At 66.2% G+C, this 20,875-nt stretch carries 22 protein-coding genes, 1 tRNA gene and 1 other RNA gene; 13 read left to right on the top strand and 11 right to left on the bottom strand.

Annotated features, from left to right (window positions below):
* Positions 1 to 55 precede the first annotated feature (55 nt).
* The 3 genes from ACTAQI_RS07715 to ACTAQI_RS07705 are packed head-to-tail and all read left to right on the top strand — an operon-like array spanning position 56 to position 2,822.
* Entirely contained in the window at positions 56 to 982 is a 927-nt protein-coding gene (locus ACTAQI_RS07715; protein ID WP_457950456.1) for an NAD(P)-dependent oxidoreductase, read from the top strand.
* Entirely contained in the window at positions 979 to 1,749 is a 771-nt protein-coding gene (locus tag ACTAQI_RS07710) for an SDR family oxidoreductase (protein WP_457950455.1), read from the top strand. Before ACTAQI_RS07715 ends, ACTAQI_RS07710 begins: the two co-directional genes overlap by 4 nt.
* Entirely contained in the window at positions 1,749 to 2,822 is a 1,074-nt protein-coding gene (locus tag ACTAQI_RS07705; RefSeq protein WP_457950454.1) for an L-idonate 5-dehydrogenase, read from the top strand. Before ACTAQI_RS07710 ends, ACTAQI_RS07705 begins: the two co-directional genes overlap by 1 nt.
* A gap of 3 nt (positions 2,823 to 2,825) precedes the next feature.
* On the opposite strand, the gene ACTAQI_RS07700 is transcribed toward ACTAQI_RS07705, so the two are convergent.
* The gene (locus ACTAQI_RS07700) at positions 2,826 to 3,551 is read right to left on the bottom strand and encodes a FadR/GntR family transcriptional regulator (protein WP_457950453.1); all 726 of its coding nucleotides are present in this window, start codon (positions 3,549 to 3,551) and stop codon (positions 2,826 to 2,828) included.
* Between the two features lie 228 nt (positions 3,552 to 3,779).
* Here ACTAQI_RS07700 and gndA point away from each other — a divergent pair, with 228 nt between their 5' ends.
* Complete coding sequence (gndA, locus tag ACTAQI_RS07695; RefSeq protein WP_457950452.1) at positions 3,780 to 5,216, top strand: NADP-dependent phosphogluconate dehydrogenase; 1,437 nt, start codon at positions 3,780 to 3,782, stop codon at positions 5,214 to 5,216.
* Between the two features lie 81 nt (positions 5,217 to 5,297).
* On the opposite strand, the gene epsC is transcribed toward gndA, so the two are convergent.
* The 3 genes from epsC to msrA all read right to left on the bottom strand — a co-directional run bounded on the left by epsC (position 5,298) and on the right by msrA (position 7,446).
* Positions 5,298 to 5,882 (bottom strand): serine O-acetyltransferase EpsC, encoded by a 585-nt coding sequence (gene epsC / locus ACTAQI_RS07690; protein ID WP_457950451.1) that lies wholly within the window; start codon positions 5,880 to 5,882, stop codon positions 5,298 to 5,300.
* A 39-nt stretch (positions 5,883 to 5,921) separates the two neighbouring features.
* Entirely contained in the window at positions 5,922 to 6,857 is a 936-nt protein-coding gene (gene cysK / locus ACTAQI_RS07685; protein WP_159631762.1) for a cysteine synthase A, read from the bottom strand.
* Between the two features lie 64 nt (positions 6,858 to 6,921).
* Entirely contained in the window at positions 6,922 to 7,446 is a 525-nt protein-coding gene (msrA, locus tag ACTAQI_RS07680; RefSeq protein ID WP_457950450.1) for a peptide-methionine (S)-S-oxide reductase MsrA, read from the bottom strand.
* A gap of 99 nt (positions 7,447 to 7,545) precedes the next feature.
* Between msrA and ACTAQI_RS07675 the strand changes: the two genes are divergently transcribed.
* Positions 7,546 to 8,469: a Nif3-like dinuclear metal center hexameric protein gene (locus tag ACTAQI_RS07675; RefSeq protein ID WP_457950449.1), complete on the top strand. Its 924-nt coding sequence runs from the start codon at positions 7,546 to 7,548 to the stop codon at positions 8,467 to 8,469.
* A 61-nt stretch (positions 8,470 to 8,530) separates the two neighbouring features.
* Positions 8,531 to 9,268: a zinc ribbon domain-containing protein gene (locus tag ACTAQI_RS07670; RefSeq protein WP_457950448.1), complete on the top strand. Its 738-nt coding sequence runs from the start codon at positions 8,531 to 8,533 to the stop codon at positions 9,266 to 9,268.
* Between the two features lie 27 nt (positions 9,269 to 9,295).
* On the opposite strand, the gene ACTAQI_RS07665 is transcribed toward ACTAQI_RS07670, so the two are convergent.
* Entirely contained in the window at positions 9,296 to 10,060 is a 765-nt protein-coding gene (locus ACTAQI_RS07665; RefSeq protein WP_457950447.1) for a YaaA family protein, read from the bottom strand.
* Between the two features lie 57 nt (positions 10,061 to 10,117).
* Here ACTAQI_RS07665 and rnpB point away from each other — a divergent pair.
* The 5 genes from rnpB to ACTAQI_RS07640 all read left to right on the top strand — a co-directional run bounded on the left by rnpB (position 10,118) and on the right by ACTAQI_RS07640 (position 14,023).
* An RNA gene (rnpB, locus tag ACTAQI_RS07660) (RNase P RNA component class A) lies at positions 10,118 to 10,503 on the top strand.
* Between the two features lie 44 nt (positions 10,504 to 10,547).
* Positions 10,548 to 11,081, top strand: coding sequence for a TspO/MBR family protein (locus tag ACTAQI_RS07655; RefSeq protein WP_457950446.1), 534 nt, complete (start codon positions 10,548 to 10,550; stop codon positions 11,079 to 11,081).
* Positions 11,082 to 11,318: 237 nt separating this feature from the next.
* On the top strand, positions 11,319 to 12,797 hold the full coding sequence (locus ACTAQI_RS07650; RefSeq protein ID WP_457950445.1) for a glyceraldehyde-3-phosphate dehydrogenase: 1,479 nt from the start codon (positions 11,319 to 11,321) through the stop codon (positions 12,795 to 12,797).
* Between the two features lie 74 nt (positions 12,798 to 12,871).
* Positions 12,872 to 13,081, top strand: coding sequence for a hypothetical protein (locus ACTAQI_RS07645; protein WP_457950444.1), 210 nt, complete (start codon positions 12,872 to 12,874; stop codon positions 13,079 to 13,081).
* Positions 13,082 to 13,207: 126 nt separating this feature from the next.
* Positions 13,208 to 14,023 carry an HNH endonuclease family protein gene (locus ACTAQI_RS07640; RefSeq protein ID WP_457950443.1) on the top strand — a complete coding sequence of 272 codons (816 nt, stop codon included), beginning with the start codon at positions 13,208 to 13,210 and terminating at the stop codon, positions 14,021 to 14,023.
* A 21-nt stretch (positions 14,024 to 14,044) separates the two neighbouring features.
* Here ACTAQI_RS07640 and def read toward each other — a convergent pair whose 3' ends face one another.
* From def to orn, 3 genes are all read right to left on the bottom strand, one after another.
* Positions 14,045 to 14,617: a peptide deformylase gene (def, locus tag ACTAQI_RS07635; protein ID WP_457950442.1), complete on the bottom strand. Its 573-nt coding sequence runs from the start codon at positions 14,615 to 14,617 to the stop codon at positions 14,045 to 14,047.
* 130 nt (positions 14,618 to 14,747) lie between these two features.
* Positions 14,748 to 14,820 (bottom strand) — tRNA-His (locus tag ACTAQI_RS07630).
* A 114-nt stretch (positions 14,821 to 14,934) separates the two neighbouring features.
* Positions 14,935 to 15,579: an oligoribonuclease gene (orn, locus tag ACTAQI_RS07625; protein WP_457950441.1), complete on the bottom strand. Its 645-nt coding sequence runs from the start codon at positions 15,577 to 15,579 to the stop codon at positions 14,935 to 14,937.
* A gap of 154 nt (positions 15,580 to 15,733) precedes the next feature.
* Between orn and mptB the strand changes: the two genes are divergently transcribed.
* Entirely contained in the window at positions 15,734 to 17,290 is a 1,557-nt protein-coding gene (mptB, locus tag ACTAQI_RS07620) for a polyprenol phosphomannose-dependent alpha 1,6 mannosyltransferase MptB (RefSeq protein ID WP_457950440.1), read from the top strand.
* A gap of 6 nt (positions 17,291 to 17,296) precedes the next feature.
* Here the strand turns inward: mptB and ACTAQI_RS07615 are convergent, their stop codons facing one another.
* A complete protein-coding gene (locus ACTAQI_RS07615; protein WP_457950439.1) occupies positions 17,297 to 18,004 on the bottom strand; it encodes a DNA alkylation repair protein in 708 nt (235 codons plus the stop codon).
* A 79-nt stretch (positions 18,005 to 18,083) separates the two neighbouring features.
* Between ACTAQI_RS07615 and ACTAQI_RS07610 the strand changes: the two genes are divergently transcribed.
* Positions 18,084 to 18,986: an aldose 1-epimerase family protein gene (locus tag ACTAQI_RS07610; protein ID WP_457950438.1), complete on the top strand. Its 903-nt coding sequence runs from the start codon at positions 18,084 to 18,086 to the stop codon at positions 18,984 to 18,986.
* Here ACTAQI_RS07610 and ACTAQI_RS07605 read toward each other — a convergent pair.
* The gene (locus ACTAQI_RS07605) at positions 18,983 to 19,729 is read right to left on the bottom strand and encodes an alpha/beta hydrolase (RefSeq protein ID WP_457950437.1); all 747 of its coding nucleotides are present in this window, start codon (positions 19,727 to 19,729) and stop codon (positions 18,983 to 18,985) included. The genes ACTAQI_RS07610 and ACTAQI_RS07605 overlap by 4 nt on opposite strands.
* Positions 19,729 to 20,823 (bottom strand): LacI family DNA-binding transcriptional regulator, encoded by a 1,095-nt coding sequence (locus tag ACTAQI_RS07600; RefSeq protein WP_457950436.1) that lies wholly within the window; start codon positions 20,821 to 20,823, stop codon positions 19,729 to 19,731. Before ACTAQI_RS07600 ends, ACTAQI_RS07605 begins: the two co-directional genes overlap by 1 nt.
* Positions 20,824 to 20,875: the final 52 nt, after the last annotated feature.

Raw genomic sequence — 20,875 nt, 5'->3', positions numbered from 1 at the left:
AATTGAGGCTAGGATATTGAACAGCTTTGAAGACCACGACGATGTGAGGCGGGGTATGAAAGACAATCGGGCGGGCTTTGTTGGCCTGGGCCATATGGGAAAACTGATGGCAGCCCACGCCATGGCCAAGGGATGGCACATCACCGGCTGGAACCGGTCCCATGACGCTCTCGCCCGCCTGCAGGCGCTGGGCGGAGCGGCCGCGGAGCGGGTGTCGGACCTGCGCAGCCTGCCCATCATCATCTTCATGCTTCCCGACCTTTCGCACATCGAGGAAGCGGCCGCTGAACTCCTGGAGTGCTGGAAACAAGAGCCACCCGCCCCCAACACGGTCCTGCTGGTCATGAGCAGTGTCTCGCCCACGGGCGTGCAGGACTTCGGGCAACGCGTCCTTGAGCTCAGTGCCGGCAACGCCCGGGTGGTGGACGCACCGGTCAGCGGGGGCACCAACGGCGCAGCCGACGGCACCCTTGCCATCATGGCCGGCGGGGATGAACAGGCATTCGGCCGTGTCGAACCACTGCTGCAGTGCATGGGCACCACCGTGCGCCACCTGGGCCCGCTGGGAACAGGGTCCCTTGCCAAGGCATGCAACCAACTGGTGGTGGGAACCACGACGGCGGCGCTCGCCGAAGCTGCCGAGCTTGCCGAACGTTCCGGGCTGGCCCCGGCGGAACTGTTCGACGTGCTGCAGGGCGGCCTGGCGGGAAGCCGGGTCCTGGACGTCGTGGGACCGCGCCTGGTGTCGAAGGACTACACCCCCACCGGGCCCGCAAAATTCATGCACAAGGACCTTGCCTTTGTGCTGGACGCCGCCGGGGTGGTGGGTGCGGCAACACCCATGGCAACTGCCGCCCTCGACCTGTACGCGGAACTAAAACGCCAGGGCCTCGGCGACCAGGACCTCGCCGTCGTTCGCCAGGCCGTCTCCAACCTCAGCCAGCGTGCCGTAACAGCGGCGGTAGGAAGTGATGCACCATGAGCGCTTTGTTTGATTTGACCGGCCGGATTGCCCTGGTGACGGGTTCGAGCCGGGGCATCGGTTTGGCCCTGGCCCGGGCGCTGGCTGAGGCGGGCGCCACGGTGGTGCTCAATGGTGTCAATGAAGAGCGGCTCAAGGACGCCGCCGCAGTGCTGGCGGCGGACTTCGCACCCGGCCGGATCCACAGCCTTGCCTTTGACGTGACCGACGACGAAGCTGCCGCCCGGAGTATCAGGTGGATCGAGGAGAACGTTGGTCCGCTGGAGATCCTGGTGAACAACGCCGGGATCCAGCACCGGGTGCCGATGCTGGAGCTGGAGCTGGTGGACTGGGAGCGGGTCCTCACCACGGACCTGACCAGCGCTTTCCTGGTGGGCCGGGAGGCGGCCCGGCATATGACCGGCCGCGGGCGGGGGAAGATCATCAACATCTGCTCGGTCCAGGCAGACCTGGCCAGGCCCACCATCGCGCCATACGTCGCCGCGAAGGGTGGGCTGAGGAACCTCACCCGCGCGATGACTGCGGAGTGGGCCGGTTCCGGCCTGCAGATCAACGCCATTGCACCGGGGTACATCCATACCGAAATGACGCAGAACCTTGTGGATGATGAGGAGTTTAATTCCTGGATCCTGGGCAGGACGCCGGCGCACCGGTGGGGGACGGTGGAGGATCTGGCCGGACCGGTGGTGTGGCTGGCCTCGGACGGCTCGAACTTCGTGAACGGCCAAACAATCTTCATCGACGGCGGAATGACGGTGGTGGTCTGATGCCGCTGGATACCCATCTGACGGCAGGGCATGAACAGCTGCCAGTCAGTGGCCCGGCCCTGGTGGCCCACGCAGCCGGGGACCTCCGCATCGACGAAGTCCCGCTGCCCCGGCCCGCACCTGATGAGGCGGTGGTGGAAGTTGCCTACGGCGGCATCTGCGGCTCGGACCTGCATTACTGGTTGCACGGCGCCGCGGGGGAGTCCGTCCTCAAGGCCCCGCTGGTCCTGGGCCACGAAATCTCCGGGCGGGTAGTGCGTCCGGCAGCCAACGGTGCAGGACCCAGGGCCGGGACCGCCGTCGCCGTCCATCCCGCCACGCCAGGCCCGGGCGCGGCCCGGTACCCTGCGGACCGGCCCAACCTGTCGCCGGGCTGCACCTACCTGGGCAGCGCTGCCCGCTACCCGCACACCGACGGCGCCTTCAGCAGGTACGTCACGCTGCCCGTGCGGATGCTGCGTGCCCTGCCGGAGAGCCTGGAGCTGCGCACCGCGGCCCTCATCGAGCCTGCCAGCGTCGCCTGGCACGCAGTGTCCCGGGCCGGTGACGTCTGCGGAAAAACCGCGCTGGTGGTCGGTTCCGGACCCATCGGGGCCCTCGCCGTCGCCGTCCTCAAGCGCGCCGGCGCCGCCCGCATCACCGCAGTCGACCTCCATCCCAAACCGCTGCACATCGCCAAGGCCGTCGGCGCGGACCAAGTGATTAATGCCGCGGACACTGCCGCCATCGCCGCCGTGGAGGCCGACGTCGTCATTGAATCCTCCGGCAACCACCACGGCCTGGCGTCCGCGATCCAGGGCGCGGTGCGCGGCGGCACTGTGGTGATGGTGGGGCTCCTGCCCACGGGCATGCAGCCGGCGCCCATCTCGCTGGCCATCACCCGCGAACTCGACCTCAAAGGTTCGTTCCGGTTCAACGAGGAGATCGACGAGGTGATCGCCGCCCTCGCGGATGGGACCCTTCACGTCGCACCCATCGTCACCCACGAGTTCCCGCTCGAGGATGCCCTGCAGGCGTTCGAGGTAGCGAAGGACTCCACCACCTCCGGCAAGGTCCTCCTCAGCTTCGGCTGACGCTCACTGCCGCACGGGGATGAACACCCGTGGCTGCTCCGTCCAGGTATCGGCCATCTGGGACATGGTGCGCCGCATGATCCGGTCCGAGGCCTCACGGGCAGACACGGCGTCACTCCGTGCGATCGCTTCCGCCACATCCTCATGCCACTGCAGGGCGGCCTGATGGGGATGGTCCGGCATCAGGCCGTGGACGGTACGGCCTGTCAGGGTCTCGGCCACCTGGCCCATCAGGTTGGCGAACATCTCATTTCCGGACCCCGAGAGCAGCAGCGAATGGAAGCGGATGTCCAGTTCCAGGAAGCGCGCAACTTCGCCGTTGTTGCCGGCCTCCCGCATGGCGCGGGCCACGTCCACAAGTTCCATCCGCAGCGCCGCCGGGGCGTTCTGCGCGGCCAACTCGGCAGCCGCAGGCTCCACGGCAGCGCGCAGTTCGGCAAGGGAGCGCAGCTGGGCGCCGCGTGCGTCGCTGGCCAGCCGCCACCGGATCACCTGCGGATCGAAGGGATTCCAGCGGCTCGCCGGCAACACCCGGATGCCCACCCGTTTGGTGGTTTCCACCAGGCCCAGGGACTGAAGGACCCGCACCGCTTCCCGGATCACTGAACGGGATACCTTCAGTTCATCCTCCAGCTGTTCCGCAAGCATGACGTGACCCGCGGGGAGGTGTCCCGAGATGATGCGGGTGCCCAAATTGTCGATGGCACGGTGGTGGAGGCTGCTGGTCATGCTGCTAAGCCTAATTGCTGGCAAACGGGCGGTTGGCAGCCCCGGCGGCTCAGGACGCCGGGGGCAGCAGTCCTAGACTGGCACCGACACAAACAGTTCCATTACGTGGCCGTTACTTTCGCGTCACGGCGAGAATATATATGCTTTATTCCGACCCCCTGATATGCCCCGGTGTCTTCCCGCCCGCGGAAGCAGGCATCCGAGGCAAACAATGAATTGGAGTTATTGATGTCTGCACACATCGGTGTCACCGGCCTGGCCGTCATGGGCGCCAACCTTGCCCGCAACCTGGCCCGCAACGGGTTCACGGTTGCCCTGCACAACAGGTCGGTGGAGAAGACGGACGCCCTGCTGGAGAAGCACGGCTCGGAAGGGGACTTCATCCGGACGGAAACCCTGCAGGAACTGGTCGATTCCCTGGAGAAGCCCCGCCGCGTGCTCATCATGGTCAAGGCCGGCAAGCCAGTGGATTCGGTGATCGAGCAGCTTGAGCCGCTGCTGGAGCCGGGCGACATCATCATTGACGCCGGCAACTCCCACTACGAGGACACCCGCCGCCGCGAAGCCGCCCTGGCCAAGAAGGACCTGCACTTCGTGGGCGTCGGGGTATCCGGCGGCGAGGAAGGTGCCCTGAACGGCCCGTCCATCATGCCCGGCGGCTCCAAGGAGTCCTACAAGGCCCTCGGACCGCTGCTGGAGAAGATTTCCGCAAAGGTCGACGGCGAGCCCTGCTGCGCCTGGATTGGCACCGACGGTGCGGGACACTTCGTCAAGATGGTCCACAACGGCATCGAATACGCCGACATGCAGGTCATCGGCGAGGCCTTCGACCTGCTCCGCTCCGGTGCCGGCATCGAGCCCGCCGAACAGGCAAAGATCTTCTCCGAGTGGAACAAGGGTGATCTGTCCTCCTTCCTGATCGAGATCTCGGCCGAGGTCCTGGGCCACGTTGACGCCAAGACCGGCAAGCCGTTTGTCGACGTCGTCGTTGACGCTGCCGGCCAGAAGGGCACGGGCCGCTGGACGGTCATTTCGGCACTGGAACTGGGTTCGCCGGTCTCCGGCATCGCGGAGTCCGTTTTCGCGCGCGCACTGTCCTCCCAGGCCGCACAGCGCAAGCTGGGCCAGGAACTGCTGGCCGGCAACGAGGCCACGGTGGAAATCCCGGAGACGTTCGTTGAAGATGTCCGCCAGGCGCTCTACGCCTCCAAGCTGGTCTCCTACGCCCAGGGCCTGGACATGCTCACCTCCGCAGCCAAGGAATACGGCTGGGACCTGAAGCTGGACGAAATCGCCTCCCTGTGGCGCGCAGGCTGCATCATCCGCGCAGAACTCCTCAAGGACATCACCAAGGCCTACGCCGCCGACGAAAAGCCCGCCAACCTGCTGTTCGCCCCGGCGTTCACCAAGGCCATTGCGGACGCCCTCCCGGCCTGGCGCCGCGTTGTCGCCACCGCCGTCCAGCTCGGCATCCCGGTGCCGGTGTTCTCTTCATCGCTGGCATACTACGACGGCCTGCGCCGCAAGCGCGTGGCCGCCGCCCTGATCCAGGGCCAGCGCGACCTGTTCGGCGCACACACCTACGGACGCATCGACACGGAAGGGACCTTCCACACCCTCTGGGGCGAGGACAAGTCCGAGGTTGAAGCGGTGGACACGCACTAGCGCCTTCTGCCGCGCAACAAAGGCGGGCAGGTTCCCGGTGACCCGGGGACCTGCCCGCCTTTTGCTGTACCCGCTAAGCCATCAAATCCGGTACTCGATGTCGTATTCGGCCGGATCCACCGCGGGCTTGGTTTCCCGCTGCGCATCGCGGTGCCGCCACTTGGCGGGAACCCCGGTAACAATCGACTCCGGCGGTGCGTCCTTGACCACCACGGCGTTGGCCCCCACGGCGCTGTCCCTGCCGATGGTGATCGGCCCCAGGATTTTGGCGCCCGCACCGATGGTCACGCGGTCGCCGATGGTGGGGTGTCGTTTGATCCTGGCCAGTGAGCGGCCGCCCAGCGTCACGCCGTGATAGATCATCACGTCCTCGCCGATCTCGGCTGTCTCACCGATCACCACCCCCATGCCGTGGTCGATGAAGAACCGCCGGCCGATGGTGGCACCGGGGTGGATCTCGATACCGGTCCAGGACCTGCCCAGCTGCGACAACAGCCGGGCAGGAAAACGGAGCTCCGGTTTCTGCCACATGCGGTGCGTCAGCCGGTGGATCCAGATGGCATGCAGGCCGGAGTAGGCGAAAAAGTTCTCAAAAGAACCTCGAGCCGCCGGGTCGTGGGACCGGGCGGCATCGAGGTCTTCCTTTAGTCTTGCGAAAAAGCCCACAAAGTTCTTTCTACAGGAAACGGGCGGACGGCGGACTGATCAGCCGCGGATGTCGTCATAGAGCACGGTGGAGATGTAACGCTCGCCGAAGTCGCACACGACCGCCACGATCAGCTTGCCGGCATTTTCCGGGCGCTTGGCCAGTTCCAGTGCGGCCCAGACGATCGCTCCGGAGGAGATGCCGCCAAGGATGCCTTCCTTGATGCCGAGGTCGCGGGCCACGCGGACTGAGTCCTCGAGGGTGGCGTCGATGACTTCGTCGTAGACGTTGGTGTCCAGCAGCTCCGGGATGAAGTTGGCGCCCAGGCCCTGGATTTTGTGCGGGCCGGGGGCGCCGCCGTTGAGGATGGGGGAATCCTTGGGTTCGACGGCCACGATCTGCACGCCGGGCTTGCGCTCCTTCAGGACCTGTCCGACGCCGGTGATGGTTCCGCCGGTGCCGATGCCTGCGACGAAGATGTCCACGGCACCGTCGGTGTCGGCCCAGACTTCCTCGGCCGTGGTCTTGCGGTGGATCTCCGGGTTGGCTTCGTTGGCGAACTGCTGCGCCCAGATGGAGTTTTCGGTGTTGGCCACGATTTCCTGGGCCTTCTCCACGGCCCCGCGCATGCCCTCCGAGCCCGGGGTCAGCACAATCTCGGCACCGAAGGCGCGCAGCATGACCCGGCGCTCGGTGGACATGGTCTCGGGCATGGTGAGGATGACCTTGTACCCGCGCGCGGCACCCACCATGGCCAGGGCGATGCCCGTGTTGCCGGAGGTTCCTTCAACGATGGTGCCGCCGGGCTTCAGGGCGCCCGACTTTTCCGCGGCGTCGATGATGGCAACACCGATGCGGTCCTTGACGCTGTTGGCCGGGTTGTAGAACTCCAGCTTCACGGCAACGGTGGCGTCCAGCCCCTCGCTGAGCCGGTTCAACCGAACCAGCGGGGTCCCGCCGACCAGCTGCGTTACATCGTCATAGATCCGTGCCATGTACATACGCCTATCTCTAAGGGGTGGATACTGAGGTCAGCCTAACGAGGCCGCGTAACGGTGGCTAAGCGTTAAGCCATGCAGAGTAATATTTCCGGGCCTTGGCCAGCTTGGGGTTGATGATCACCTGGCAGTACCCCTGCTCCGGGTGTTTGGCGTAGTAATCCTGGTGGAATTCCTCCGCCACATGGAACCTCGGCAGGCGGCTGACCTCGGTGACAATGGGATGCTGCCACAGCGCCTGGTTGCGGTCGATCGCTTCCTCGAACAGGATCTTTTCTTCGGTGGTCTCGTAGAACATCGAGGAGCGGTACTGGGTCCCCACGTCGTAGCCCTGCCGGTTCAGCGTGGTGGGGTCATGCAGGGCGAAGAACATGTCCAGGACTACCTCCGCCGGGATGACGTCCTCATCGAAGGTCACCGCCACAACTTCGGCGTGGCCGGTGGTTCCACTGCAGACCGAGTAATAATCCGGGTGCGGATCGTGGCCGCCGGTGTAGCCGGACACCACCGAAGTGACGCCCCTGGTCTTCTGGTAGACGGCGTCAAGGCACCAGAAGCACCCTCCGCCAAGAACAAAAGTTTTCATGACCTCTTCAATGGTTGACGGCGCCGGAAGATTCCCCGGCACCCCGGCGCAGTGCCGCAAACTGCGGCGGCTGGTAGCCAATGGGGTAAAACTAAGACTATGGAACCTGTGGACACCGACGTTACCGGCCAGGCAGATCACGACGGCGACGCCTCCTCCGACACGCCGGCTGCGGCCGGTTCCGCGGACGCCCCCACGCTGGCTGAACTGCTCCTTGCGGTTGAGGAGCTGTGGCCGGAATCCCTGGCGGAGAACTGGGACGAGGTAGGGCTGGTGGCAGGCCACCCCTCCGCCCCCATCACCAAGGTGATGTTTGCGGTCGATCCCACCTTGGAAGTCATTGAGGAAGCCGTCGAATGGGGAGCGGAGCTGCTCATCACCCACCACCCCCTGCTGCTCAAGGGCGTCACATCGGTCGCTGCCACGTCGGCGAAAGGCCGCGCAGTCCACCGGCTCATCGAGTCGGGGACGGCACTGCTGACCGTGCACACCAACGGGGACTCCGCCGTCGGAGGTGTCTCCGATGTCCTGGCCGATGCCCTGGGCCTCCAGGACGTTGCCCCCCTCACCGTGGCGGCCAACGGGCTGCCGGAGGAAGGGATTGGGCGCGTTGGCGACCTCGCGGATGCCATGAGCCTGGGCGACTTCGCTGCGCGGGTCTTCGGGATTCTTCCGTCCGTCGCGGGGGGTGTGCGCGTCTCCGGCGACAAGGACGGGCTGGTGCGGCGCATCGCAGTCTGCGGCGGCGCCGGGGATTCGCTGTTCAACGAAGTCCGGGCCAGCAACGCGGACGTCTACGTGACCGCCGACCTCCGCCACCACCCGGCGTCGGAGGCCCGCGAGGCCGCGCTCAACGGACGGCCCTACCTGGTGGACGTTTCCCACTTCGCCAGCGAATGGCTCTGGCTGCCTGCCGCCGCCGCTGCCCTGGGCAACGTCCTGGCGGACCAGGGCCACGATGTGGAGATCCTGGTCAGCACCACCAACAGCGATCCGTGGGACTTCATCCTCACTCCGGGCTAGAGTCTAGGAAGCGCCGGTTCGGTGCCCGGCCCCGGCCGGAAGGGATCTAGCGGAGGTAAATGTGGCCAAGGCAGCACCGGCGGAACAGTTGAAGTTGCTCGAACTGCAGGGCCTGGACGCCAGGCTGAAGGGCCTCACCAACCGCCGCCGCACGCTGGAAAACGATCCCCGCATCAAGGACCTTGAGGCCGCCCTGTCCGTGGCCAACGGCGAACTGGGCGCGGCCAAGGTGGCCGTGCACGACGCCGAGGCCGCGCTCAAGAGGGCGGAGGCCGACGTCGAACAGGTTGCTACCCGGATTGAACGCGACGAAGCCAGGCTCAACAGCGGCACCGGCCTGTCCAAGGACCTGATGGCACTGCAAAAAGACATCGCTTCGTTGAACAAGCGGCGCTCCGACCTTGAGGACGCCGAGCTGGAGGTCATGGAGCGGCTGGACTCGCTGCGGGAGCGGCAGGCGGCCCAACAGCAGATTGTCGATGACATCCAGGGTTCCTTTGGAACCATCAGGGCCGAGCTGGATGCGGCCCTGGCGGAAGTGGAAACGGAGGCGGCAGGGGTCCGTACCCAGCGCGCCGCATTTGCCGAAGGCCTGGATGCCGGCCTGGTGTCGGTCTACGAAAAGACATTGGCCAAGCGTGGAGTGGGTGCGGCGCGGCTCTTCCACGGCACCTCGGAAGCCTCCGGAATGAAGCTCAGCCCCGGCGACCTCGCCGAGATCAAGGCAGCTGCTGCCGATGACATCGTTTTCTGCCCGGACTCCGGCGCCATCCTGGTCCGTTCCGACGAATGGTCCTGACCTGCTGCAATAAACCGGCCGGCTGGATCAGCCCGGCAGGATGATGTTCAGCGCGTGCGGCTTGCGGGCCGTACCCGGCACCAGTTCGGCCTCCCACTTTTCACGTGCAGCCTTCAGAAGGTCCGACGCCGAGGCCGGGGCTTTTCCGCGGCGCACCAGCAGGTGCCGTGCCAGTTCGCCGCGGGTGTGTTTGGCGAAGTGGCTCACCACCTTGCGCACTCCGCCGCTCTCGGTGAAGACGTTCACGGCGACGGTTTGTTCCGGCGGCGGTGCCCACGCGGCAGCATAGGTGCTGGACCGGCAGTCGACCAGGAGGTGCCCCTGGGCCGCGGCGCCCAAAGTGTCGCCAAGCTGGGCCTTCCAGAACGGAGCCAGCCGCCCGACGCCGGGCAATGCCGTGCCCATGGACAGCCGGTAGGCGGGGACGCTGTCGCCAAAGCGAAGGGCTCCCCACAGCGCCGAGACCACCAGGACTGACGCATCCGCCTTGCGCCGCTGGGCGGGTGTGAGGCTCCGGTACCCCAACGCGTCATACAGGACCCCCGAGTAGATGCTGTGCGCCGGCGCCGCGGGCTCGGCGTGCAGGCGGGTATTGCGTTCGACGTCGCCTTGCAGTGATGCGCCCACGCCCAGCAGGGCGAGGGCATCCTGGTGTGCACTGACCGTTCCCAGTGCCTCAAGGATCTTGGCGCGGTACGGGTTGAGTTCCGGGAAGCTCAGGGAGGGCCAGTCGACGGCGGGCCCGCGGAGCGCGGGCGTCTTGCCTTCGGAAGGGGGAAGCAGAATCAGCACCGTCCGATCCTACCGGCGACAAAAGCGGGCGACGGCGCCGGTAGACTGGGACGCGGATGGGACAGCCAGACGGCCGCGCGCCACGCAAGTGGCTCGAGGAACGTCCGGGCTCCGCAGGGCAGGGTGGTGGGTAACGCCCACTCGGGGTAACCCGCAGGCCAGTGCCACAGAAAACAGACCGCCTGCCTTTCCGGCTCCGGCCGGAAGACAGGTAAGGGTGAAACGGTGGTGTAAGAGACCACCAGCTTCCCGGGTGACCGGGAAGGCTAGGTAAACCCCACCCGGAGCAAGGCCAGACAGGACACGTTTGAGGGCTGCCCGCCCGAGTGTCCGGGTAGGCCGCTGGAGGGTGCCGGCAACGGTACTCGTAGATGGATGGCCGTCGCTCCCTTTCCGGTAACGGCAGGGGAGAACAGAACCCGGCGTATCGGCTGTCCCATCCTCAAACCGCGTTTGACCACGGGAGATGCGTCGGGGATCCTGAACCGTGCCCGTAATTTATGATCCCCGTCCCTCACCCGCAGCGGGCCTTCCCGGCATCCGTTCACAGGGCATTGCGCTCGCGGGTTTCCTGGCTCTCTCCGCCTTGGCCTGGGTACTCTCCTCTGTTCCGATCATCCTTAACTCCAACGGCTGGTACGCAGGCTCGTTGAAAGCGCCGTGGATGCCGCCGTCGTGGATGTTCCGGACCACCTGGATGCTGCTGTACGCAGGCGTGGCAGCAGCCGCCTGGCTGGTCTGGCGCAAAGGCCGCCTGTCCGGGGTCACCCTTGCCGGCTATGTGGTCCAACTGCTGCTTAACACCGCATGGCCGGTGACCTTCTTCGCCTTGTACCCCATGCTTGGAGCGGTGGCCCTCTGGGCTGCATTCGCGGTCATCTGCGCCCTCACCGCGACCCTGGCGTTCCTGATCCTGAGATTCGGGCCGGTGGATGCGACCGCCGGATACCTGGTGCTGCCGTACTTTTCCTGGCTGGTGTTTTCCGCCAGCCTGAACCTGTACTCCGCGCTCCACAACTGACGTGTGTGAGTGATTTCACGCAGCGCAAGCGTGTTCCCTGCGGCGGGCCAAATTAGAATGGATCCCGGACGCAGGAGTTCTACCGCCGAAAGTTGCGTTCGCAGCCGGCGGTTTTTCTTTGCACGCGATCCAGGCGCCTGGGGGCCATCCCTGCAGGCGCCGGTGCCCCTGGACATCATCAGGTGGCCTACATCTGTGTACGACGACGTACACGGCTGAACCGAGGAAGGTATTTCTGTGAGCCAGACGTCTGATTCTTGTCTTGATACGTGGATGGGCCGGGAGGCCCTGGCCGAGGCCATGATCCCGGTGATCGGCAGGCTGTACCGCGAAAACAACGTGGTGACCAGCATCCACGGGCGGAGCCTGATCAACAAGTCCACCATGAACATCCTCAAGGCGCACCGCTTTGCGCGCCGGATGAGCAAGGACGAGCTGCTCCTGGAGGACACCGCGCCACTGCTGAACACGCTGGCCAACCTCGAGCTGGGCGCCGCTGCGATCGACATTGCCCGCCTGAACCAGAAGTTCAAGGAAGAAGGCAACGGCGCCACCCTGGAGGAATTCCTCCGCGCTGAGCTCGCCGAGATCGTTGGCAAGCGGGGCGGCGATGACCGCACCAGCACCGACGTCGTGCTCTATGGCTTTGGCCGCATCGGCCGGCTCCTGGCACGCATCCTCATCGAAAAGGCCGGCGGCGGCCACGGACTGCGCCTGCGCGCCATCGTGGTGCGCCGCGGGTCCGACAACGACCTCTCCAAGCGCGCCAGCCTGCTGCGCCGCGATTCCGTCCACGGGTCCTTCGAGGGCACCATCCGGATCGACGAGGACGCCAACACGATTACGGCCAACGGCGTCCAGATCCAGGTCATTTACTCGAACGACCCCGCCACCATCGACTACACCGCCTACGGCATCAACAACGCCCTCGTGGTGGACAACACCGGCCGCTGGCGCGACGCCGAGGGACTCGCGCAGCACCTACAGAGCAAGGGTGTCGCCCGGGTCCTGCTGACCGCACCGGGCAAGGGCGAGCTGAAGAACATCGTGCACGGCATCAACCACGGGGACATCACCGACTCGGACAAGATCGTTTCCGCGGCGTCCTGCACCACCAACGCCATCACTCCGGTCCTGAAGGCCATCAACGACAAGTTCGGCGTGGTGCACGGCCACGTGGAAACCGTCCACTCCTTCACCAATGACCAGAACCTGATCGACAACTTCCACAAGGGTGACCGCCGCGGCCGCTCCGCGGCGCTGAACATGGTCATCACCGAAACCGGTGCCGCCAAGGCAGTGGCCAAGGCCCTGCCCGAGCTCCTGGGCAAGCTCACCGGTAGCTCCATCCGCGTCCCCACCCCGGACGTGTCGCTGGCCATCCTGAACCTCACCCTCGAAAACGGCACCACCAAGGACGAGGTCAACAACTACCTGCGCGAAATGTCGCTGCACTCGGACCTGCGCAAGCAGATCGACTACATCGACTCGCCCGAGGTTGTCTCCACCGACTTCGTCGGATCCCGCCGCGCCGGCATCGTGGACGGCCTGGCCACGGTGTCCACGGACAAGAACCTGGTCCTCTACGTCTGGTACGACAACGAGTTCGGTTACAGCTGCCAGGTGGTCCGCGTCATGGAGGAGATGGCAGGCGTGAACCCGCCGTCGTTCCCCGCCAAGGAAAGCGCTGCCGCCCTGGCCGCGATCGCCGTCTGACCCGATCTGCCGCGCCCTGCGAATTCCCGGCTGATTCTCTGGAATCAGCCGGGAAACCGGACCACACTGGTGGCATGGACAACGAATCGACACTTCAGCACGAAACCACCCTCGAGCACGCCCTGGACGTAGCCAAGGCCAACCATAAGGAAGCAGTGCGGCTGCTGGACCGCGCGCGTGCCGGACGGAAGACCGGCGACGTCAGCGATGACAGGGTGCGCCAGCTCGAGAGCCTGCTGGCCATCGCGGAGGAAGACCTTCGAAGGGTCACCAGGGAACAGTAGCCCGACGGCAACCGCAAGGCCCTGTGACCCATCACTCGTCCTCAACAGTGTGGATATCAGCGGCGGGGCGTGCCCTCTGTCCTAGGCTTCTGGGGTGCCTGACTTTCCCCTCCCGGCGTCAACCCCATGACCATCAGCTGGTCCGCCTACCGCCGCGCACGCCGCCGTTCCCGGCAGGCGTGGGCGATCCTTATCACAGCCGCTGTAGCCATCATTGCCGCCCTGTGCTGGTTCTTCACCACCGGCCAGTTCGCGGCAGCCGGGCCCGCCACGGAGGGGCCGGCCGAGGCGCCGGTTTTCGATTCGGCCTGGATGAAGCCGGTCCAGGAGCCCAACCCGGTGCCGGCGGGCAGCGCCCTTGCGGCCCTCGATGGCCTGGCGGTGAAGGGGCGGGCGCCAAGCACCGATTACAGCCGGGAGGCCTTTGGCCAGGCATGGCTCGATGTTGACCGGAACGGCTGCGATACCCGCAATGACATTCTTCGCCGGGACCTCGCCGGTGTTGTGTTCTCGGAGGGCTCCACGTGCAAGGTAACGGCCGGGCACTTCCGGGAACCCTACACCGGCCAGGACGTGGATTTCCGGCGCGGCTCGGACAGCAGCCGCGCGGTGCAGATCGACCATGTGGTGGCACTGGGTGACGCCTGGCAAAAAGGGGCGCAGCGCCTGGGGCCGAAGGAACGCCAGAGCCTTGCCAACGATCCGCTGAACCTCGTCGCCGCGGACGGCGCCGCGAACCAGCAGAAAAGCGCGGGGGACGCCGCCACCTGGCTGCCGAAAAACGCGGCGATCCGCTGCCACTACGTGGCCCGCCAGATCTCCGTGAAGGCCGCGTACGGGTTGTGGGTGACCGCGGCCGAAAAGGACGCCATGAAGCGGGTCCTTGCATCCTGCCCCCAGCAGCAGACCATCAGGACCCAACCCGCCAGCACCGCAAGCTGACCGGGACCGGCCCGGAAGGGGTCAGTGGCCGAACGGGTCCGGATCGACGCCCGGCATCCACGTCAGCCCTGGCACGCCCCACCCGTTCTTCTTGGCCTGCTTCATGGCCTTGCGGGCGTAGCGGTCCATCAAACGGTTGACATAGAGCTTGCCGTCCAGGTGGTCGTACTCGTGCTGGATGACCCTGGCAAACCAGCCTGTGGCCTCGAACCTGACCGGTTCTCCGAACCCGTCAAAACCCTCTACCCGGGCCCATTCGGCGCGCTTGAGCGGATACTGCTCACCCGGGAAGGAGAGGCAGCCCTCTTCCTCCTCGTCAGGGTCAGGAGCAGCACCGGAGACCTTGGACAGGGTCAGGACCGGATTCACCAGGACACCGGTTGGGGGAGCGTCGTCCTCGTTCGCGTACTTGTAGATGAAGATCCGCTTGCCGACCCCGATCTGCGGGGCGGCGAGGCCCACCCCGTTGGCGGCGTCGTTGGTTTCGAACATGTCGGCTATCAGCGTGCGCAGTTCGTCGTCGAAGACCTCAACCTCGGTGGCGCGGCGGTGCAGGACAGGTTCGCCCCAGATGGTGATCGGCAGAACGGTCATATCAGTAGTCCTTCGGCTTCGCGGTGTCCCCAGCTGCAGTGCACGTACCCGGTGGGGCACAACAAAGGAGGCCGCACCGGATATCCGGTGCGGCCTCCTTTGTTGGCGGCTGCATGTGCCGCCCCGTGAGGGTGAGCGACGGGGGTTGAACCCGCGACCTCCTGGACCACAACCAGGCGCTCTGCCAACTGAGCTACGCCCACCATGTGCCTCAAGGGAAATCCGCTGTAACGGCTCCCCGGAAACGCAACTCAAATAGCTTACCTGCTCGGAAGGGGTGCTTTGTCCACTTTCTGCGATTTGAAGCAAAATTTCGTTCAAACGTGGCGCAGATTACTTTCCTGGGGGCCTTCGCCGCCGCCGTTGGTGATGACCCGGGCGATCTTCTGGGCGGTGGCGCTGTCAGGTCCGGGTGCAGGGACGAACACTGCTTCACGGTAGTACCGGAGTTCGTCGATGGAGTCCTTGATGTCTCCCAGCGCGCGGTGGCCGCCTTTTTTCGCCGGTGACTGGAAGTAGGCCCTGGCGAACCAGCGGCGCGACAACTCCTTGATGGTGCTTACGTCGATGACGCGGTAGTGGAGGTGCTCCACCACCGCAGGCATGTCGCGGGACAGGAATACGCGGTCGGTTCCCACCGAGTTGCCGCCCAACGGCGCTTTGCGCGGATCCGGAACCCAGGCCGAGATGTACTCCATCACCGCGGCCTCTGCTTCGGCCATGGTCCTGCCGTGCGGCAGTTCGGCCAGCAGGCCGGACTTGGTGTGCATGTCCCGGACGAAGTCTGACATCTGGGCCACGGCGGCGTCGTCGGGTTTGATGACCACGTCAACCCCGTCGCCCAGGATGTTCAGTTCCGAATCGGTGACCAGGGCTGCCACCTCGATCAGGGCGTCATTCTTGATGTCCAGGCCGGTCATTTCGCAGTCGATCCAGACGATTCGTTCGTTAGATATAGGCACCGGACCAGCCTACCGTTACACTCCCGGGCACCCTGCCGATGCTAGGATTTCGGGTACGCGGCGGGTCGCCCTTCCGCCCTTAATCGTGTCCCGGCCGGCCCGCGTGGTCCGCCGGGCGAACCGCGGAAACGCAAGAAGATTGGACGATCCTGAGATGACGGCGCCTGTGCCCGCAGCGGGGGAGATGGCGGCGGCCGGCATTGCCGGAACGGGCAGTGCCGAGGTGGACAATCCGCGCTCGCCCCTGCTTGCCGGCTTCCTGGGTTCCCTGTTCATGATGATCGGATCCGTCGGTGTGGGCTGGCTGGCTCCTGTCTCGGAACTGCGCCGCATGCCACTTTTCATTTGGATGCGCACCGAGGCTCCCGGCGTGGCCCTGTCCATCGTCCTGGTGGCCGTGGGGGGCATGCTGCTGGTGCGTGCCTGGTTGCGGCTGGGCCAGAAGGTCCGTGTCTGGGGCGAACAGGCGCGTCGGGCAACACTGTCCGCGGTGGTGGCATGGGGGCTTCCCATGATGTTCAGCGTGCCGCTGTTCAGCCGCGACGTGTATGCCTACATCGGGCAGGGGCGCCTGATGGTGGAGGGCTTCAACCCGTACGAAAACGGCATTTCCGCCCTGTCCAACTACTTCCAACTGGGCGCCGACAAGATGTGGACCGAAGCCCCGGTTCCCTACGGCCAGCTGTTCCTGTGGATCGAGCAGTTCGTGGTCTGGGTCACCAATGTCCAGCCGGAGGCGTGTGTCATGCTCTTCCGGCTGGTGGCGCTGGCGGGTGTGGTGCTGTGCGTCATCTACGTGCCCAGGCTGGCGGAACTGCACGGCGTGAACCCGCACAGGGCCCTCTGGCTGACCGTGGCCAACCCGCTTTTCCTCACCAACTTCATCGCCAGCGTCCATAACGACTCCCTGATGATCGGGCTGGCCCTGGCGGGGCTCTACTATGCGGCGACCCGCCGCGAGGTCCGTGGCATCATGCTGGTGACCCTGTCCATCGCCGTCAAACCCATCACCATTGTCTTCCTGCCGTTCATCGGCCTCCTGTGGGCAGGCAAGGATGCGGGGTGGCTGAGGAAGGCAGCCTTCTGGGCACTGACCGCCGGCCTCAGCCTGGCGCTCCTGACGGCAATGAGCATGGTCAACGGCTTCGGCTTCGGCTGGATCAACGGGCTGTCCGCCCCGGGCAGCATTTCCATTTGGTACGCCCCGGTGGGCTTATTGGGAATGGTGGTGGGATCCCTGGCCAATGCGTTCGGCCTGGACGGCTCGGTACCCGCGGGCTGGGTGTTCGACGCCGGGAAGCTGCTTGCTGTGGGAATTGTCGCCTGGCAGATCTTCAAGGGGGACTACGACCGCCTGATGCGCCGCCTCACGCTCGGCCTGGCCGCAGTAGTCCTGCTGGCCCCCATCATCCAGTCCTGGTACGTCGTCTGGCTGATCCCGCTCTTCGCCGTGACGGGCATCCGCAACGACTGGCAGGTCAAGGCCCTGTACTTCGTGGTGTCCTTCTTCATGATCTACGCCATTTCGGACCAGCTGGACGTCTTTCCGTATCTCCAGACCCAGGATCTGGGCTTCGCACTTGCCCTTGCCCGGATTGCCGCGGCGCTGACGGCGCTCCTGTTTGCCCTTTACCTGATCTTCTGGGACCCCGGCACCCGCAGTTTGTTCCGCAAGACGCACGAGCCCGTCGTCGAACGTCCCGTGATCTAGCAGCCGCTATTGCCGCGCGGCCCCGCCGTCGATCCTGCGCAGGGCCTCCCTGCGCGACAACGGACTCATGGCGTCCCGATGCCGGGTGGCGAACGCCTCAACCCACTCCGGCGCCGTCTTGGCATATTCGCGCAGCGCCCAGCCGATCGCCTTGCGGATGAAGAACCCGCGGTCCGCAAGGTTCGGCTCGATGACGGCGGCAAGCAGCTGTGTATCGGTGGTCTTCTTTGCGCGAAGCTGCGACGTGATGGAGGCCCTGCGGATCCACAGGTCCGGGTCCCGGCTCCATTGCCTGAGGACCCGGGACATCTCCCCGCGGTGCGCCTGCAGCAGGTCGCAGATCCGGCCTGACACGCCGTCGGCAAAATCCCACCACGCGCCGCTGCGGATGATCTCCTCGTACACAGGCAACATGTCCAGGTCGCCGGCCACCAGCCTGTGTGCCGTCAGGTCGATTGCCGCGTACTTTTCCTCGCGGAACGTGGAGGTGCGCCACAGCTCCAGCACCGTGGCCCGGAGCTGCGCGGCAGACGACGGCGGAAACTCCCGGGCGGCCCACGCTGCGGTCCGCCGCACCTCGGGGACCCTTACGCCCAACGAGGGGAGCGGGGACTTCATATACGCCTGCGCTCCCGCGGCACGTGCCGGGTCTGCGAGCTCCCGGAGTGCACTCCTGACGGCGGCAATGAGCTTCTGATCGGCAGCCGTGTCCATGCGCCAACTTTAGCCAGCGGCCGCAGCGGCCGGTGCGGTAGAATGGTGAGCGCTAACACACTACGACGCAGAGGGAACCATGCCCGGAACCGAAGTCCACCTCGCCCACGGACCCTACTCCGCCGTCGTCACCCTTCGCGGTGGGGCGCTCCGCGAACTGCGCTACGGGGACAGGGACCTGGTGGTGGGCTTTGGTCCGGACGGTGCTGTGCCCGACTACCGTGGCGTCATCTGCGCGCCGTGGCCCAACCGGCTGGCGGACGGCACCTACTCCTACGCAGGCACATCCTATGCCGCTGCTGTCAACGAACCGGAGCGCGGCGCTGCCCTGCACGGGCTTGCCATCCATCAGGCATGGGAAGTGCTGGAAGCGGCCACGGACCGCGCCGTTTTGGGTTGCCGCATTCCGGCCGGCCCGGATTACCCAGGGGACCTGGAACTGGCCGTCACCTACTCGCTGTCCGGTGACGGGCTTCGTGGCACCGTCCGGGCGGTCAACACCGGCGCTGCTGCCGCGCCCTACGGGGCGTGCCCCCATCCCTATCTGGTGGCCGGTCCGTCCCCGCTGGATGACTGGTCACTGGAACTTCCGGCCGATGCCTACCTGGAGGTCACCCCTGACCGGCTGCTGCCCGTAGGCATGCGGCACGTGGACCGGGATGCCTTTGACTTCCGCTCGCCGCACCGCCTGGGGCCTGTGAAGATCGACCACGCCTTTACGGGCATCTCGCGGGACGGTGCCGGCCTGGCCCGTGTGCGGGTGCTGGATCCGTCGGGAACAGGAGTTGAGCTGGAATGGGGGACCGAATGGCCCTGGGTCCAGGTGCACACCGGGGACAAGCCTGTTGGCCCGGATCGGCTGGGCCTGGCCGTCGAGCCCATGACCTGCCCGCCGGACGCCCTGCATTCCGGTACTGACCTGGTGCACCTGCAGCCGGGCGAGTCCCATTCTGCGAGCTGGACCATCCGGGCACTGGACTAGCGGCCGGGGGAATCCGCCCATCCGGCCCGCTGCAGCCACGCCGCGCACAGTGAGGTCCATTGCCCGGGCCCGGGCTGGTTCGCCGCGAGACCCAAGCCGTGGCGTCCTGCCGGGAAAACGTGGAGCTCCGCCGGAACGCCGGCGGCGAACAGCGCGCTGGCGTAGTTCACGCTGTTGCTCACCGGAACGGCGGCGTCGTCGGCTGTATGCCAGAGGAACGCCGGCGGCGTCAGGGGCGTGACCTGCAGCTCCGCCGAAAGCGCCGTGAGAAGGTCCGACGGCGGCGCGTCGCCAAGGAGGTTATCCACCGAGCCCTGGTGCGTCTCGTGGGTCAGTGACGCAACGGGGTAGCAAAGCACCGATAGGTCAGGGACTGCCGCGGGAAGGTCCAGGTCCGGGTTCCCCGTGGCAGCTGCCGTGCTGAGCGTGGCCGCAAGGTGGCCCCCGGCAGAGAATCCCAGGACGCCGACGCGCTCCGGGTCCACGGCAAGCCCGTGCTCCCCATTCCTGATGTAGAGCATGGCCTCCTTTGCGTCCTCCAAGGGGGCCGGGTGCCGGTCAGGGGCCACCCGGTAGCGGAGCACGAAAGCGTGGATGCCCAGGGAGGCCAGCCACTCAGCAACGGGCTCCGCCTCGTGGTCGGCCTGGCGGGCATATCCTCCACCTGGCAGGACCAGGACGGCGGGGCGCGAGCCGCCGGCTTTCGAACGGGCCGGAGCCGCGGTGAGTCCGCGTGGCGCCATCAGGCGGCCGCTTCGGTGCTGCGCCGCAGTGTGACCTCGCCGGTGATCTCTCCGGAAGAGGCGCCTTCCGGCGCGTCGCCGCTTTCGCCGCCCGGCCGCCGGGCGGTGGCCCGGGTGGCAAAGCGTCCGATGTCCTCCAGCGGCAGGCGGACCGTGGAAAGGGCGGGCCGGAAGTCGCGGAGGGTTTCAATGTCGTCGAAACCGGCGATGGCGGCGTCCCGGGGGATGCGGAGTCCCTCCGACCTCAGTGCTGCTGCGGCCCCGATGGCCATCACGTCGTTGACGGCGAAAATACAGAGTTTTGGAGCGGGGGTGTCGCCGTCTCCGGACTGGGCTGCCTTGATCCTGGCCGCCAGTTCCAGTCCGGCTTCATATCCTCCGGACCGGTTAAACGCGCTCCGGAGCACCTCTGCCGGCTGGCGCCCGGCCCGCTCCAGTCCTTGCTGGAAACCACGGACGCGGTCATCGGAAGTCAGGAGGCCCTCGGGTCCGCCCACAATGACGAAGTCCCCGTCCCAGCTGTCCGCGAGTTCGGTGGCGAGCCGGCCGGCGAGCTCCTGATTGGGGACTTTTACCACGTGGTAACCCTCCGGGGCGGTTGCACCCACCACGGGATGGCCCACGACAGCCACCTGGCCGCCGTTGCGGCAGTACCGGTCAAGTTCGGCCGCCAGTTCGGCGTTTCCGTCCTGGTCCTCATCCCGGCAGGAGCGGGAACCGGCGATCACGATGGAGTCTGCCCGGCGTGCCGCGAAGGCGGCCACCGCTTCCCTCTCCTCTGCCGGACCCCCGCCCGTGGTAGCAAGCAGCACCATTTTGCGCTGTTCCCGGGCGGCTTCCTGCACGCCCCTGGCAATGGCCGCGAAATAGGGGTCGGCGATGTCATGGACGATCAGGCCGATCAGGCCGGAACTGGATTTGGCCAGGCCCTGGGCCTGGGCGTTGGGGATGTAGCCCAGTGACTCCGCAGCCTGCCGGACGCGTTCAGCGATGTCCTTGCCCGGCGTGCGGGCCGAGCCGTTCAGCACACGGGAGGCCGTGGCGGGGGACACGCCGGCAAGGCGGGCCACCTCGGTAAGGGTACTTGCAGCCACTGCATCTCCTGGTCTTGGTACGGGCTCGAAGGCTAAGCACATTATGGCAGTT

Source organism: Pseudarthrobacter sp. alpha12b (genome assembly GCF_054130495.1).
The sequence above is the reverse complement of the archived record's forward strand: the minus strand, read 5'-3'. Positions and strand labels throughout refer to the sequence as shown.